The sequence below is a fragment of the Pseudoalteromonas luteoviolacea S2607 genome (genome assembly GCF_001625575.1).
GTDB classification, from domain to species: Bacteria; Pseudomonadota; Gammaproteobacteria; order Enterobacterales; family Alteromonadaceae; genus Pseudoalteromonas; species Pseudoalteromonas luteoviolacea_E.
The window spans coordinates 80,025-93,357 of record NZ_AUXV01000026.1; the positions used below are offsets into that span (position 1 = coordinate 80,025).

16 protein-coding genes are annotated in these 13,333 nt (G+C 41.5%); 9 read left to right on the forward strand and 7 right to left on the reverse strand.

Annotated elements, in window-relative coordinates; all coding sequences use genetic code 11:
• Positions 1-4 precede the first annotated feature (4 nt).
• From folB to N480_RS14135, 3 genes are read left to right on the forward strand one after another with little or no spacing between them, the layout of a single operon-like run.
• Positions 5-358, forward strand: coding sequence for a dihydroneopterin aldolase (folB, locus tag N480_RS14125; RefSeq protein ID WP_063373130.1), 354 nt, complete (start codon positions 5-7; stop codon positions 356-358).
• Positions 358-837 carry a 2-amino-4-hydroxy-6-hydroxymethyldihydropteridine diphosphokinase gene (folK, locus tag N480_RS14130; protein WP_063373131.1) on the forward strand — a complete coding sequence of 160 codons (480 nt, stop codon included), beginning with the start codon at positions 358-360 and terminating at the stop codon, positions 835-837. Before folB ends, folK begins: the two co-directional genes overlap by 1 nt.
• 6 nt (positions 838-843) lie before the next feature.
• Positions 844-1,647 carry an undecaprenyl-diphosphate phosphatase gene (locus N480_RS14135; RefSeq protein ID WP_063373132.1) on the forward strand — a complete coding sequence of 268 codons (804 nt, stop codon included), beginning with the start codon at positions 844-846 and terminating at the stop codon, positions 1,645-1,647.
• 42 nt (positions 1,648-1,689) lie between these two features.
• Here the strand turns inward: N480_RS14135 and N480_RS14140 are convergent, their stop codons facing one another.
• Positions 1,690-2,226: a GNAT family N-acetyltransferase gene (locus tag N480_RS14140; RefSeq protein ID WP_063373133.1), complete on the reverse strand. Its 537-nt coding sequence runs from the start codon at positions 2,224-2,226 to the stop codon at positions 1,690-1,692.
• 68 nt (positions 2,227-2,294) lie between these two features.
• Here N480_RS14140 and N480_RS14145 point away from each other — a divergent pair, with 68 nt between their 5' ends.
• Positions 2,295-2,966: a tRNA-uridine aminocarboxypropyltransferase gene (locus N480_RS14145; RefSeq protein WP_063373134.1), complete on the forward strand. Its 672-nt coding sequence runs from the start codon at positions 2,295-2,297 to the stop codon at positions 2,964-2,966.
• Positions 2,967-3,035: 69 nt separating this feature from the next.
• On the opposite strand, the gene N480_RS25380 is transcribed toward N480_RS14145, so the two are convergent.
• Positions 3,036-3,176 carry a hypothetical protein gene (locus tag N480_RS25380; RefSeq protein WP_155732856.1) on the reverse strand — a complete coding sequence of 47 codons (141 nt, stop codon included), beginning with the start codon at positions 3,174-3,176 and terminating at the stop codon, positions 3,036-3,038.
• Positions 3,177-3,676: 500 nt separating this feature from the next.
• On the opposite strand from N480_RS25380, the gene N480_RS14150 reads away from it, so the two are divergent.
• The 4 genes from N480_RS14150 to N480_RS14165 are packed head-to-tail and all read left to right on the forward strand — an operon-like array spanning position 3,677 to position 8,296.
• Positions 3,677-4,681 carry a Fe(3+) ABC transporter substrate-binding protein gene (locus N480_RS14150; protein ID WP_063373135.1) on the forward strand — a complete coding sequence of 335 codons (1,005 nt, stop codon included), beginning with the start codon at positions 3,677-3,679 and terminating at the stop codon, positions 4,679-4,681.
• Complete coding sequence (locus N480_RS14155; protein WP_063373136.1) at positions 4,681-6,312, forward strand: ABC transporter permease; 1,632 nt, start codon at positions 4,681-4,683, stop codon at positions 6,310-6,312. The genes N480_RS14150 and N480_RS14155 overlap by 1 nt, the downstream gene beginning before the upstream one ends.
• Positions 6,312-7,343, forward strand: coding sequence for an ABC transporter ATP-binding protein (locus N480_RS14160; RefSeq protein WP_063373137.1), 1,032 nt, complete (start codon positions 6,312-6,314; stop codon positions 7,341-7,343). The genes N480_RS14155 and N480_RS14160 overlap by 1 nt, the downstream gene beginning before the upstream one ends.
• A 26-nt stretch (positions 7,344-7,369) precedes the next feature.
• Complete coding sequence (locus N480_RS14165) at positions 7,370-8,296, forward strand: Dyp-type peroxidase (RefSeq protein ID WP_063373138.1); 927 nt, start codon at positions 7,370-7,372, stop codon at positions 8,294-8,296.
• Between the two features lie 2 nt (positions 8,297-8,298).
• Here N480_RS14165 and argR read toward each other — a convergent pair whose 3' ends face one another.
• Complete coding sequence (gene argR / locus N480_RS14170) at positions 8,299-8,766, reverse strand: transcriptional regulator ArgR (protein WP_063373139.1); 468 nt, start codon at positions 8,764-8,766, stop codon at positions 8,299-8,301.
• 242 nt (positions 8,767-9,008) lie between these two features.
• On the opposite strand from argR, the gene mdh reads away from it, so the two are divergent.
• Positions 9,009-9,944, forward strand: coding sequence for a malate dehydrogenase (gene mdh / locus N480_RS14175; protein ID WP_063373140.1), 936 nt, complete (start codon positions 9,009-9,011; stop codon positions 9,942-9,944).
• 126 nt (positions 9,945-10,070) lie between these two features.
• Here mdh and serA read toward each other — a convergent pair whose 3' ends face one another.
• The 4 genes from serA to N480_RS14195 all read right to left on the reverse strand — a co-directional run bounded on the left by serA (position 10,071) and on the right by N480_RS14195 (position 13,233).
• A complete protein-coding gene (gene serA / locus N480_RS14180) occupies positions 10,071-11,300 on the reverse strand; it encodes a phosphoglycerate dehydrogenase (RefSeq protein WP_063373141.1) in 1,230 nt (409 codons plus the stop codon).
• 12 nt (positions 11,301-11,312) lie between these two features.
• Positions 11,313-11,966: a ribose-5-phosphate isomerase RpiA gene (gene rpiA / locus N480_RS14185; RefSeq protein ID WP_063373142.1), complete on the reverse strand. Its 654-nt coding sequence runs from the start codon at positions 11,964-11,966 to the stop codon at positions 11,313-11,315.
• A gap of 98 nt (positions 11,967-12,064) precedes the next feature.
• The gene (locus N480_RS14190) at positions 12,065-12,697 is read right to left on the reverse strand and encodes a 5-formyltetrahydrofolate cyclo-ligase (protein ID WP_063373143.1); all 633 of its coding nucleotides are present in this window, start codon (positions 12,695-12,697) and stop codon (positions 12,065-12,067) included.
• Positions 12,697-13,233: a hypothetical protein gene (locus tag N480_RS14195; protein WP_063373144.1), complete on the reverse strand. Its 537-nt coding sequence runs from the start codon at positions 13,231-13,233 to the stop codon at positions 12,697-12,699. Before N480_RS14195 ends, N480_RS14190 begins: the two co-directional genes overlap by 1 nt.
• Positions 13,234-13,333: the final 100 nt, after the last annotated feature.

The window sequence follows — 13,333 nt, forward strand, 5'->3', positions numbered from 1 at the left end:
ATACATGGACAAGGTCTATATCTCGCAATTGCACGTCGAGACCATAATAGGAGTTTACGACTTTGAGAAAGAAAGTAAACAAAGCCTTTATTTTGATATTGAAATGTCTACAGATATTACTCAAGCGGCCAAGACGGATGACATTAATCTCGCTGTAGATTATGCCAAAGTGAGCGAGCGAGTAATCGAGCTATCAACTTCTTGCCAAGTAGAATTGTTAGAAACTTTACTAGAACGTTTGGCCGATGCAATTCTAGCCGAGTTTTCTGTCAGTGATGTTAAAATAAGAGTGAGCAAACCCGCAGCGGTTGCACAAGCCCAAACAGTGGGGATTGAGATCTTACGGACAAAAAACTAATGGCAGAAATTTACATCAGTATTGGTTCTAATGTGGACCGAGAGCGACATTTTAAAAATGGATTGGCCGCTTTAATTGAGCACTTTCCAGACTATTCACATTCCAATGTATATGAGAGCGAGCCAGTTGGGTTTAGCGGAAGAAATTTCTTCAACTCCGTATTTGCTGCAAAAACAACAATTAGCGTTGAACAAGTTTGTCTCATATTAAAACAAATCGAACAAGATAATGGTCGTACGAGAGGTGATAAAAAGTTTAGCCCTCGAACTCTAGACCTCGATCTATTGATGTACGACGACATGATTTGTGAAGAACCTGCACAATTACCAAGAGATGAAATTACCAAAAATGCGTTTGTACTCTTGCCATTGTCTGAAGTGGCTGCTGAGGTTACACACCCGGTTGCAGGTCAAAAAATAAAAACGATTTGGCAAAACTATCACAACCCTTCTCAAAAGCTATGGAAAGTGGAGCTGTAAAATAAAATGAGTATTATCGAAATAATAGTATTGGCCCTAATTCAAGGGTTAACCGAGTTTTTACCAATCTCTAGCTCAGCACACCTGATCCTTCCTTCACAAGTACTTGGTTGGCAAGATCAAGGCTTAGCCTTTGACGTAGCAGTACATGTAGGTACTTTGTTTGCTGTTGTGATTTATTTTCGTAAAGAAGTCAGCGAGATATTAACTGCGTGGTTCAAGTCGTTTGGAAATCAGGGGGCCACCGATGATAGTAAGCTTGGTTGGTTTATTTTATTGGCTACATTACCTTCCCTTATCATTGGCTACTTTGCAAAAGACTTTGTAGAAGAGTACTCGCGAAATGCATGGATCATCGCTGCCACCACAATTGGCTTTGGTTTATTACTGTGGTACGCGGACAAGACCGCCAAACAAGTTAAAACCATCTACCAGGTGAATTGGTTTATGGCGTTGTGCATCGGTTTATCTCAAGTTATTGCTATGGTTCTACCAGGCACTTCGCGTTCAGGGATTACTATGACGATTGGCTTAATGATGGGGTTGAATAAGCAAAGTGCTGCTAGGTTCTCATTTTTGATGTCAATTCCAGTTATTGCGGCGGCAGGCAGTTATCTAACTTATAAGTTAATCTCTGAAGGCACAGAGTTTAATGCCACAGATATCATTACCGGTGCAGTGCTTTCATTTTTTGCGGCTTATGCCTGTATCCACTTTTTCTTAAAAGTAATAGAAAGAATGGGTATGTTACCGTTTGTTATTTATCGTCTGGCACTAGGCGGCTTCTTAGTGATTTTCTTGTCTATGTAACACGTATTTAGCGGAGAGTCAGGACTCTCCGCTAATGGCTTATTAAAGGTGGCGCTCATACAAAACAACCTCTGTATCTCCTAGCGGGTCATGGTGAAGTTTGGATTCTTTATAAGTGAGTCCGAGTTTTTCCATTATTTTGATTGAGCCTGCATTATCAGGTAAGGCGATTGCTGTTAGTGTGTCACAGACTTGGTGTTGCATAAGTGAATTGCTCACTGCAAGTGCAGCTTCAGAGGCAAAACCTTGACCCCAGTGAGACTGCATAAATCGCCAACCTATCTCAAGATTATTATCTGCCCTTTGATCAGTAAAAAAATCCATCGGGCGAACCAATACCCAGCCGATAAACTTATTTTGGGGCTTCAAAAAACAGCCCCACAGCCCCCAACCTTGTTGCTCGTTAGTAAATCGGCGTAGGCGCGGTATAAACACGTTGTCGATGTCATCTAGGGTATTAGGCATGCCACCGTTAATGTATCGCATAACCTCAGGGTCTTGATCTAGTGCAAATAGCAAATCACGATCTAAGGGTGTAAGTAGGCGGTAGGTTAACCGCGAAGAAGCGCTAATTTTCATGGTATTCCATTTATCCTTTTAGAGTGAGACTTGGTACAATACCCCGTCGTTTTTTATCGGAGGTTATTTTGAACAACTCTGTATTGGCTCTTCGTGCGCAGCAAATTGCTGAATCTAAAAGAGAGTTTAAAGCCCGAGGGTCTAAACTCGCCCGTTGTGAAACTTGCCTACTGGCTGAGCCTCTATGTATTTGTGACGGAGTGACGCAGGCTGATTGTGACAGCGCAGTGTGCCTAATAATGTACCACAATGAAAGTTTTAAGCCATCTAACACTGGTCGACTTATTGCTGACATTGTGCCAAACAATTACGCTTTCAGGTGGGACAGAACAGATCCTGATAAAGCATTGCTAGCGTTGTTGTCCAACGAACAATATCAACCTATTATTGTTTTTCCTGAAGAAAATGTTGAACCGCACAGAGTAATCAAAAAAGTAACCCGTGAACTTGGGAAAACGCCGTTATACATTTTTTTAGATGGTACATGGCGTGAAGCAAAAAAAATGTTTAGAAAAAGCCCATATCTGGATGCGTTACCTGTATTGTCAATCTCACCTCAGAGTTTGTCTAATTACAAGCTGCGAGTTGCACCCCATGAGCACCAACTTGGTACTGCAGAAGTCGCTTGTGTCGTGTTGGCAGAAAATGGTGAAGCGGAAGCCGCAGCTTGCTTAACACAACACTTTATTGATTTTAGAGATGCTTATCTGAAAGGGAAAAGAAGTAAACTAAACAATTGAGAGCCCTTCAACGAAGATAGCGCGACTCTTTCGAGCCGCGCTTGACGGAATCTTCTAAATAGCATCCTGCTATGTTGATTTGATCAACTCCTTAAACATTTCCATACAACTTGCTTGGTGTTTTGATTCTGCAAGTTCACGTGCATCCTGCACTTTTCCACTTGGGTCGTCCAAACCCCATCCATTTGCCTCAGCTTTTCCATAAGCCAATGTCCTTTGCTTAGATCCTTATTTGGGTATTCCATAACCCTTCCTAAATCCCTCACATCCTCACTTCCTGTGTATTAACTTCCTTACTTTAATGTTTGCATCCTACAAACACATCATAATCCAAGTTCCATACTCCATGCGGGGACCTAGTTCCTTTTTTCGCCGTTCACATCCCTTTTCCTTGCTTAAGCCTCTCCCCTAGAGACAAATTAAGTATATGCCCTGTCGTTGGTATTGAACATTAAGTTGCAGTTCATAAAAAACAGACTATGTTCTATTGTGATATTAAAAATGATTAAATAACAAAGAGTTTCCAGAAAGCAGGTGATAAAATCAGCGCTATCTTCATAGATAACTACTCACAGAGTGAGAGATATCGCACATAAAAATTGTCTTAAAGCGACATTAATCGCTTTGGCAAGCGAATTAGTGGGCTGTAATTTATTCACAATCGCGTTAGAATTACCTGAGAATAATAATTGTTTGGATTTGGAGTCCCCATGAAACGAGCTATTGCCACATTATTGACTGCCGTGACTTGCCTACCGGCATTTGCTGCAGATGAAGTTAATATTTATTCATTCCGCCAGCCTTTTTTAATTCAACCAATTTTGGATGACTTCACTAAGCAGACAGGTATTAAAACAAAAGTCGTGTTTGCTAAAAAAGGCCTGATTGAGCGTGTCAAAAGAGAAGGCAAACACTCACGTGCAGATCTGGTTCTGACTTCAAATTTCAGTGCAATGATCCAGTTAGAAGACCTCGGGTTGACACAAAAAATTGATAGCAAAACCGTTGAGTCGAATATTCCTTCTGCATTTAGAGATCCAGAGGGACAGTGGGTTGCTTTAACTAAGCGTGTGCGCAATGTGTACTCATCTAAGGCTCGCTTAGGCAAGCTCGACTCTTTAAGTTATGAAGAGCTGGCTGATCCTAAGTTTAAAGGGAAAATTTGTACTCGCTCAGGCAAACACCCATACAACCTCGGCTTAGTGGCTTCGATGATTGCACATCATGGTGAAGCAGAAACAAAAGAGTGGTTGGTTGGTGTTAAAAACAATTTAGCACGTAAGCCCCAAGGCAACGACCGTGCGCAAGTAAAAGCTGTGAAAGAAGGTTTGTGCGACGTGGCATTAGGCAATAGTTATTATTTCGGTAAGATGATGACTGATGCCAAACAAAAGTCTTGGGCGGAGTCTGTGTTTATTAATTTCCCTAATCAGAAGAACCGTGGTTCACACTTAAACGTTTCAGGTGTGGTATTAACAAAGTATGCAAAAAATAAAGAAAATGCCTTGAAACTCATAGAGTTTATGACGGACAATAAGGCGCAAAATATGTATGCTTCGACGAATATGGAGTACCCAGTTAAGCCGGGCGTCGAATTATCTAAAATGGTAGCTTCTTGGGGAGCGTTTAAGGAAGACAGCTTGCCACTTGCTGAGATTAGTAAATACCGTCCTTTAGCGTTAAAGCTAATTGATGAGGTAAAATTTGACCTTTAATGCAACTAAAAAATAATCTGTCTCACTGGCAGCTAATCGCGTGGGTGATAGGTATCTGCCTATCGACCCCGCTCGCATTTCTTATATTTGAGTCTTTGCAGGGAGAATCTGAAGTATTCTCCCATCTCTGGAATACCGTCCTATGGGACTACATCAGTAATACGGTCTGGTTAATAGTGGGCGTTTTACTACTCAGTGCTTTAATTGCACTGCCACTTGGCTGGCTTACCGCTTATTGTCACTTTCCTGGTAAACGTGTATTTGAGTGGGCACTAATGCTTCCCTTGGCAATGCCGACCTATATTATTGCTTACGTTTATACTGACCTGCTGGATTATGCTGGCCCGGTACAAATCCAATTACGAACGTGGTTCAATTGGTCCAGCCCCGATGATTACTGGTTTTTTGACATACGTACTCTACCCGGTGCCATCGTAATGATAGCGCTCGTTCTGTATCCATATCTTTATTTAATATTCAAAACGGCTTTGAGAGAGCAGTCCTTTAAGTTAGTTCAAGCTAGTCAGCTAATGGGGCTTTCTCCATTTCAGAGCTTTTTGAGAGTAAGCCTTCCTTTGTCGCGAGGTGCAATAGTCGCGGCTTTAGCACTGATCAGCATGGAAACGATGGCCGACTTTGCAACGGTTCATTACTTTGCAGTTAGCACGTTAACTACAGCAGTGTACGATACTTGGTTAGGGTATTACTCATTGACGGCTGCCGCTAAAATTTCCGGTATTATGCTGCTATTTTTATTTGTCGCACTCTCTTTAGAAAAAATGAGCCGTAAGAGCCAAGTTGTGCATGAACGCCAAAGTGGTGTGAACGATACTTGCTTGTATGAGCTCAATGGTCGAACTGGGTGGTTAGCAACACTATTTTGCTGTTTAGTGCTCACTGTGGCATTTTTTATCCCTGTGGGAATACTGTTTAGCTACGCGATAGATTATTTTGATCAAGCGTGGAACGATGAGTTCTTTACCTATGCTTGGCAAAGCTTAAAAATCAGTTTTTATGTGAGCGTTATCGCTATTTTGTTTAGTATTTTAGTGGTGTTCTATCAGCGTATTGGGGAGCAAAAATCAAAAAGTTTACCTGGTAAAGTATCTAGTATGGGTTATGCCTTACCTGGTACAGTTTTGGCGATAGCCGTTCTGTTGCCACTGACATTATTTGATGACTATCTTAATCGCTGGTTCAGTGGAACGGGTTTTGAGCCGGGTTTGCTACTCAGCGGTACTATTTTTGCGATGGTTTTTGCTTACGTTGTGCGCTTTTATGCAATTGCGCACGGTGCGGTGGAAGCGAGTTTTGTTAGGATCAGTCCAAGTATTGATATGGCGAGTGCCTCTTTAGGTAAAAACCACTTACAAACTTTAGGTCGTGTGCATGTTCCTCTACTTAAACGTGGGATTTTAACTGCGGGGCTGTTAGTGTTTATAGAGTGTATGAAGGAATTACCTGCGGCATTATTACTTCGCCCATTTAATTTTGAGACCTTGGCAACGCATGTTTTTCAGTTTGTGAGTGATGAGCAATTAGAACTTGCTTCCATCTCAGCCCTGTTCATCGTATTAGTAGGGTTAATTCCCTTGTATTTAGTCAATCGCTCTATGGAACAGCAGAAATAATGTACAGTTTATCTATTGAATCCCTGCAATATAGTTACGATGGCCATGTCGTCATAGATGATTTAGACCTACAAGTTAAAGAAAATGAAATCGTTTGCTTGTTAGGTTCGAGTGGTTGCGGGAAAACGACCACCTTAAAAGCAATTGCTGGGCTCCTAAAGCCTCAAAGTGGTGCAATTCATATCGGCTCCAAATGTGTAAACAGTAAAGGGGTATGTGAGCCACCTCAAAATCGAAACGTCGGTATGATGTTTCAAGATTATGCTTTGTTTCCGCATTTGACGGTGACGCAAAATATTGCCTTTGGTCTGGGGAAGTTAAGCCGTGCCGAAAGGCAAGCACGCGTTGATGAAATGCTTGAATTGGTTCTGCTTAGTGATTTTGGCAAGCGTTACCCTCATGAATTGTCAGGTGGCCAGCAGCAACGTGTTGCGATCGCCAGAGCATTGGCTTACAGGCCAAACTTATTGTTGTTAGATGAGCCTTTTTCAAATATTGATGCACAAGTGCGTTTTCAATTGATAAGTGATATTCGCAGTATTATCAAAGATCAAAAAGTGTCGGCGATTTTCGTCAGTCACTCTAAGGACGAAGCCTTTGCCTTTTCCGACCGCTTGGCCATTATGCACAAAGGTAAAATTGAGCAATTGGGGTGTCCAACTGAGCTGTTTCAAACACCAAAAAGTAAAGTCGTTGCAGAATTTTTAGGGCAGGGTATATATTTAGATGCAAAGCCGTCTGGCAATGATAGTTTTCAGACTAAGTTTGGAGTAGTGAATTCATTAACTGAGCAGTCTAAATCCCAAGATAACGGTAAAATTTTTGTTCGCCCCAGTAACATAGAGTTATTTAATACAGATGCGGGTGATATAAAGGTGAATCAGGAACGTTTTGTTGGCACAGAGTACCTTTATGCGGTAGAGCTACAGGGGCAACAACTCGAAATAGCCAAGCCAGCAGACAAACCATTGGATTTGTCTAAACCTATCTCTTTAAAAATTAAGCCTCATGCGGTAAATTTCTTTTCTTAAGAGTGAATAGTAAATAGGGAAAGGCGATGGCTCAGCCTCAATCTGGCGTGTGTGCAGAAGCAAATTTGCATGGTTTACACTTGTTCTTCAACGTACTTGAAGGACAAGATGAGGCTGTTAGGGCTACGTTAGCGCAGGTTGGACGGCTTCAAGACGAGCTTAGCGATCGTTTTTCAGAGTCGATGTTAAGCAGCTTTGTCGCAGTGGGCGCACAATATTGGCCACATATATATCCTGAATTTATTCCCCCAGAATTAAAAAGCTTCCCGCATATTAAGTCATCCGATCATCTAATTCACAGTCAACCATTTGATCTATTGTATGTGATTCGCTCAGATCGTGAAGATGTGAACCATCTATTTGCACAAAGTGTGATTCATATGCTTTCTGGATATGTAGAACTAGTAGCCCATGTGCGCGGCTTTCGCTTTTTGGATGGGCGTAACTTTAACGGCTTTATATATGGCAGTGAGACTCCTCATGGTCGCTTTAAAAGGCAAGTTGCGTTAGTAGATAACCCACAAGGGCTTGATCATCAGGGCAGTTATATTCACATTCAACGTGTAAAGTTTGATTTGGCGCGCTGGCAGCAATTACCGGTTTCAGAGCAAGAAACGCTTATGGGTCGAACAAGGCTAGACAATCATCTGATCGAGCCAAAAGTTGCCTTTAGTCATGCAAGCAGAGTAGAGATCAAAGATGCAAATGGGTTAGTTTTATTGCTCGATCAGAGTATGCCGTTTGGGGATGTATTTGAGCAGGGAAGTATTAGTTTAAGTTGCTCAGCACACGGGAATGCCTTTGAAACGGTACTGATGAGCCGTTTTGGTTTACTGTCGGGCCAAGACTGCTATGACCCTTTGCTAGACTATTCGGAAGCTGATATGGGCGCCGCATTTTTTGCGCCATCACTCCAGTTTTTAAGTCAGATGGCGCAGAATATAGACGATTAATGCTACACGTTGTCAAATAACGTTTTAACTTTTTCAAGTGTGGCATCAATTTCTGAAACTTTAGCTGGCGCAATAAAAATTGTGTCATCTCCTGCAATAGTACCCAATACGCCATCAGCACTACCCAGTGAATCAAGCAGTCTCGCGATAAGTTGTGCAGCCCCTGGGCTGGTACGGATGATAATCATCATTTCATTGTGCATGATATCGATAACCAGTTGTCTCAATGGGCTTTTAGCTGTAGGAACCCCCATTTCTGCAGGGAGGCAATAAACCATCTCTTGCTTTGCATTGCGAGTACGAACAGCGCCAAACTTACTTAACATACGAGAAACTTTACTTTGGCTAATATTATCAAAGCCTTGATCTTTGAGTGCATCAACGATTTCGCCTTGAGAACCAAAATTTTCTTCTCTTAATAAGGCTTTAAAGGCTCTAACTAAAGCTTCTTGTTTCTCTTGCGCTTGCATATACATCTCTTCTTTCTTGTTTGGTTACCCGATTTTACACAAATCGACACCGTTACCCAAATTTTCACGCCAGAGTAATTTTCATGCTGTATCGTAAAGTGAATTTGCTTAACAGTTTTCCGTTGTTTACAACTATAGTCGAAAAAATCTCGAAAATAACGCGGATAAATTTGTCTTTACTCGCGCTTTTCATTATCTTTACAGCACACAAAATTCCTACCTTCAATTTATGGAGAATTATAATGAAAGTTGCTGTATTAGGTGCCGCTGGTGGTATCGGTCAAGCGTTATCACTTTTGCTTAAAAACGGTTTACCTGCGGGCTCTGAGCTAGCACTATATGATGTTGCACCTGTTGTTCCTGGTGTTGCAGTGGATCTTTCTCACATCCCAACTGCTGTTAAAGTAGCTGGTTACGGTAAAGACGATTTAGACCCTGCTCTAGCGGGTGCTGACATTGTATTGATCCCTGCTGGTATGCCACGTAAGCCTGGTATGGACCGTGCGGATCTATTCAATGTAAATGCGAGCATTGTTAGAACGCTAGCTGAAGGTATCGTTAGAAACTGTCCTAAGGCGTTTGTTGGTATCATCACAAACCCTGTAAACGGCACTGTTCCAATCGTTCGCGAAGTATTCAAAAAAGCAGGTACTTATGACGCTGCTCGCGTATTCGGTGTAACAACTCTTGACGTTATTCGTGCTGAGACTTTCATTGCAGAGCTTAAAGGTCTTGATGTTTCAGAAGTGAAGATTCCAGTTATTGGTGGTCACTCTGGTACAACTATTCTACCTCTACTTTCACAAGTTGAAGGTGTTGAGTTTACTGACGAAGAAGTTGCTTCTCTTACTAAGCGTATTCAAAACGCTGGTACCGAAGTGGTTGAAGCAAAAGCGGGTGGCGGTTCAGCTACACTTTCAATGGGTGCAGCGGCAGCACGTTTCTGCTTCTCTCTAGTTAAAGGTCTTCAAGGTGAAGAGAATGTACTAGAGTATGCATACGTTGAAGGTAACACTGGTGATGCAGAGTTTTTCGCGCAGCCAATTCGCCTAGGTAAAAATGGTGTTGAAGAGCTTCTACCTTACGGTGAGCTAAGTGCGTTTGAGCAAAAAGCAAAAGATGACATGCTTGCAACACTTGAAAAAGACATCAAAGAAGGCGTTGATTTCATGGCTTAATGCCTGAATAACACCTGAGATTGTAAAAGCAGCTTATAAAGCTGCTTTTTTATTACTGGGTCTCGCCCAGTACAAAAAAACCGGCATATGGCCGGTTTTTCAATATTGATGCTTACTACGCTTCAATTAGTGTAGAATTCTAGCCCTGATTGTACCTTCAACGGCGCTTAATTCTTTGAGCGCAACTTCGGAGTGATCGCTGTCTACGTCAATCACAACGTAACCAATACAATCGTCAGTTTGCAGATACTGGGCAGCAATATTAATACCATGTTGGGCAAATGCTTGGTTAATTTGGGTAAGTACACCAGGTCTATTTTCGTGTACATGAAGTAGTCGGCTGCGGTTTGATAACTCAGGCAACGAAACTTCTGGGAAGTTTACAGCTGTGACTGTTGAACCATTATCAGAGTATTTAGCGAGCTTTCCTGCGACCTCGATACCGATGTTTTCTTGCGCTTCCTGGGTAGAGCCACCCACATGAGGCGTTAAAATGACGTTATCAAATTCTCTTAATGGAGAAACAAACTCTTCATCATTAGATTTTGGCTCAACAGGAAAAACATCAATCGCAGCGCCGGCCAGTTTTTCGTGTTGTAAAGCTTCTGCGAGCGCATCGATATCGACAACGGTGCCTCTTGATGCATTTATTAAGATTGCACCTTGTTTCATAACCTCAATTTCGGCCATGCCTATGAGGTTTTTAGTTTGGGGTGTTTCTGGAACATGAAGACTGATAACATCTGCGCGTTGAAGCAGTTGCGTAAGGTTTTGAACTTGTTGGGCGTTACCAAGTGTTAACTTATCTTCGATATCATAAAACTCTACCTTCATACCAATGTTTTCAGCCATGATACCAAGCTGGGTACCGATATGTCCGTAACCTATAATACCTAACGTTTTGCCCCTTGCTTCATACGAGCCTATTGCTGATTTGAACCATTCGCCTCGGTGCGCCATTGCATTTCGTTTCGGAATACCACGAAATAACAGTAAAATCTCGCCGAGTACCAGCTCCGCAACCGAGCGAGTATTTGAAAAAGGCGCGTTAAAAACAGCAATGCCTTTACGCTTTGCTGAGTCTAAATCAACTTGATTTGTACCTATGCAGAAGCAGCCTATCGCCACTAATTTTTCTGCTGCGTTTAGAACATTCTCGGAGAGATGAGTACGAGAGCGGATCCCGATGAAATGGACTTGACGGATCCGCTCAATAAGTTCATTTTCAGGTAGCGATGTCTTGAGGTATTCAATATTGCTATACCCATTACGCTTTAGCGTTTCAACGGCGCTTTGGTGTACGCCCTCTAACAATAAAATTCTAATTTTATCTTTTGACAAAGATACCTTACTCATGACTCATTCCTGTTACCTAGTTTGTGGACCTTGCGGAGTCCCAGTAATAACAGTGTTGGCACCACGGTGAGCAAACAGTCCGTTGGTAACAACACCTACGATTTGATTTATTTGTTCTTCTAGTGCTTCTGGATCAGCAATACTTAATCCATGTACATCTAAAATGACGTTACCGTTGTCGGTAATTACACCTTGCCGATAAACCGGATCACCACCAAGCTTTAGCAGTTCACGCGCAACATAACTGCGTGCCATAGGAATTACTTCCACTGGCAGTGGGAAAGTACCTAATGTCTCAACATGTTTACTTTCATCGACAATACAGACAAATTTTTCTGCTACAGCAGCAACGATTTTTTCTCGAGTTAATGCTGCACCACCACCCTTTATCATATGGCCTTGTGCATTGATTTCATCTGCACCATCTACATAAACGTCTAACTGGGCAACATCATTTAATTCATATACTTCAATACCAAGTGCTTTCAGCTTTTCTGTTGATGCTTCAGAACTAGAAACTGCACCTTTGATGTCATCTTTAATACTGCCAAGCGCATCAATAAAATGATTTACAGTTGAGCCAGTACCGACTCCAACTATTGTATTTTCGTTGACGTGCTCCAGTGCAGCCCATGCTGCCGCTTTTTTCATTTCATCTTGTGTCATAACGTAATCACTTTTTTGTTCTCAATTAAGAGGGGATTATACGCTTAAACACTTAAATTGCATGTCAATAAAGGTCGAAACTATGTACTATTTTTTAGTCATTTTTGATGGCATGGCCATTGATAGAAGTTTGTTGGTGTTAGAATGGCAGGCAATGGTACATCCCAAGCTTCAATGGGGAGCTCATTTACTTTTTGGCAGTCATGAGCAAGCCCGATTAATTTTGGTTTTGACCAGCTTTGAGCATAATAAGTCGCCAACGTTCTATCATAGTAACCTCCCCCCATTCCGAGCCGATTGCCTTTACCATCAAAAGCCACGAGTGGCATAAGTAAGATATCGAGCTGCGCAATTGGGCAGATTTCACTGCAATTCAATTTAGGTTCTAAGATAGCATAGCGATTCTCTTCCATGGTTGAGTTTTTCTCATATTTTTGAAAGAGCAAATGAGTGCCGCTAAATGGGTGTATTACAGGTAGGTAAACATGGTGTTTTTCATGCCAAAGCCTTTGAATTAAAAGGTTTGTTCTTACTTCTCCATCGTTGGGTAAATAGATGCCAATAGCCGCGTTTTCTGGCAGTTCTACTTGTTGAATAAAATTCATGCATAGTTCAGTTTCGGCTTGGGTTTGAAAATTTTCATTTAGGTGATTTCTACATTTTCTGACTTCAATACGAATTTCTTTACGAACTTGAGCTTTTTTTGATTGTGAACTTGAATTTTCTTTCATTAGAATTGGACCATTTCTGGAAAAGCTAAGCTAAACCCTAAAACAATGAGTAAGACAAACAAGATAGATAGCAGGGTGTATAGTAGCTTTTTGGATTTAGGTTTAGGCTCTGAGTCTAAATCCAATTCATCAAAAAGATCATCGCTTTGCCACTGTTCTTCTTCTTTGTCGTCATCCGTTTTTTGTTGGCCATCTATACGCTGTTCTAACTCTTCAAGCTTTTCTTCTATTCGGATCAAACTGCTAGTGATGTAGTCTAACGCTTCAAACACCCGTTCGTTGGCGGCATTATTGTTTGCAGTATTAGAGTTTGATGGTATTTCTTGAATTTTGCTTTGAAAGCCGTAAATAGCTAGCAGCTTAGCTTGCTTTAGACATTTACTTTTATCCGAAATGCCAAAAAGAGATTTGCCTTGGGTAAAAGCTTCTACCTTTTGTTTAGGTACGCCAAGCTTCATAGCAAGTCTTTCAATGGCATTTTGTCCATCCGTATCAGCGTCAAACCCAACAAAGGTTACACGATATTGATCACTCATATTGATCCCTTACTTATTCTAATATGTTGAGTATACCCAAAAAATCATGACAAGCATTGATTAAATCTAGGAATGGCGTGTGCAACGACATTGACGCAGA

Bases quoted from the DNA above. Each gene is read 5' to 3' on its own strand.
- N480_RS14160 (WP_063373137.1), top strand. From the start codon at position 6,312: ATGTACAGTTTATCTATTGAATCCCTGCAATATAGTTACGATGGCCAT.
- N480_RS14165 (WP_063373138.1), top strand. From the start codon at position 7,370: ATGGCTCAGCCTCAATCTGGCGTGTGTGCAGAAGCAAATTTGCATGGT.
- N480_RS14195 (WP_063373144.1), bottom strand. From the start codon at position 13,233: ATGAGTGATCAATATCGTGTAACCTTTGTTGGGTTTGACGCTGATACG.
- folK (WP_063373131.1), top strand. From the start codon at position 358: ATGGCAGAAATTTACATCAGTATTGGTTCTAATGTGGACCGAGAGCGA.
- argR (WP_063373139.1), bottom strand. From the start codon at position 8,766: ATGCAAGCGCAAGAGAAACAAGAAGCTTTAGTTAGAGCCTTTAAAGCC.
- N480_RS14140 (WP_063373133.1), bottom strand. From the start codon at position 2,226: ATGAAAATTAGCGCTTCTTCGCGGTTAACCTACCGCCTACTTACACCC.
- mdh (WP_063373140.1), top strand. From the start codon at position 9,009: ATGAAAGTTGCTGTATTAGGTGCCGCTGGTGGTATCGGTCAAGCGTTA.
- N480_RS14190 (WP_063373143.1), bottom strand. From the start codon at position 12,697: ATGAAAGAAAATTCAAGTTCACAATCAAAAAAAGCTCAAGTTCGTAAA.
- N480_RS14150 (WP_063373135.1), top strand. From the start codon at position 3,677: ATGAAACGAGCTATTGCCACATTATTGACTGCCGTGACTTGCCTACCG.
- rpiA (WP_063373142.1), bottom strand. From the start codon at position 11,966: ATGACACAAGATGAAATGAAAAAAGCGGCAGCATGGGCTGCACTGGAG.
- N480_RS14155 (WP_063373136.1), top strand. From the start codon at position 4,681: ATGCAACTAAAAAATAATCTGTCTCACTGGCAGCTAATCGCGTGGGTG.
- serA (WP_063373141.1), bottom strand. From the start codon at position 11,300: ATGAGTAAGGTATCTTTGTCAAAAGATAAAATTAGAATTTTATTGTTA.
- folB (WP_063373130.1), top strand. From the start codon at position 5: ATGGACAAGGTCTATATCTCGCAATTGCACGTCGAGACCATAATAGGA.
- N480_RS14135 (WP_063373132.1), top strand. From the start codon at position 844: ATGAGTATTATCGAAATAATAGTATTGGCCCTAATTCAAGGGTTAACC.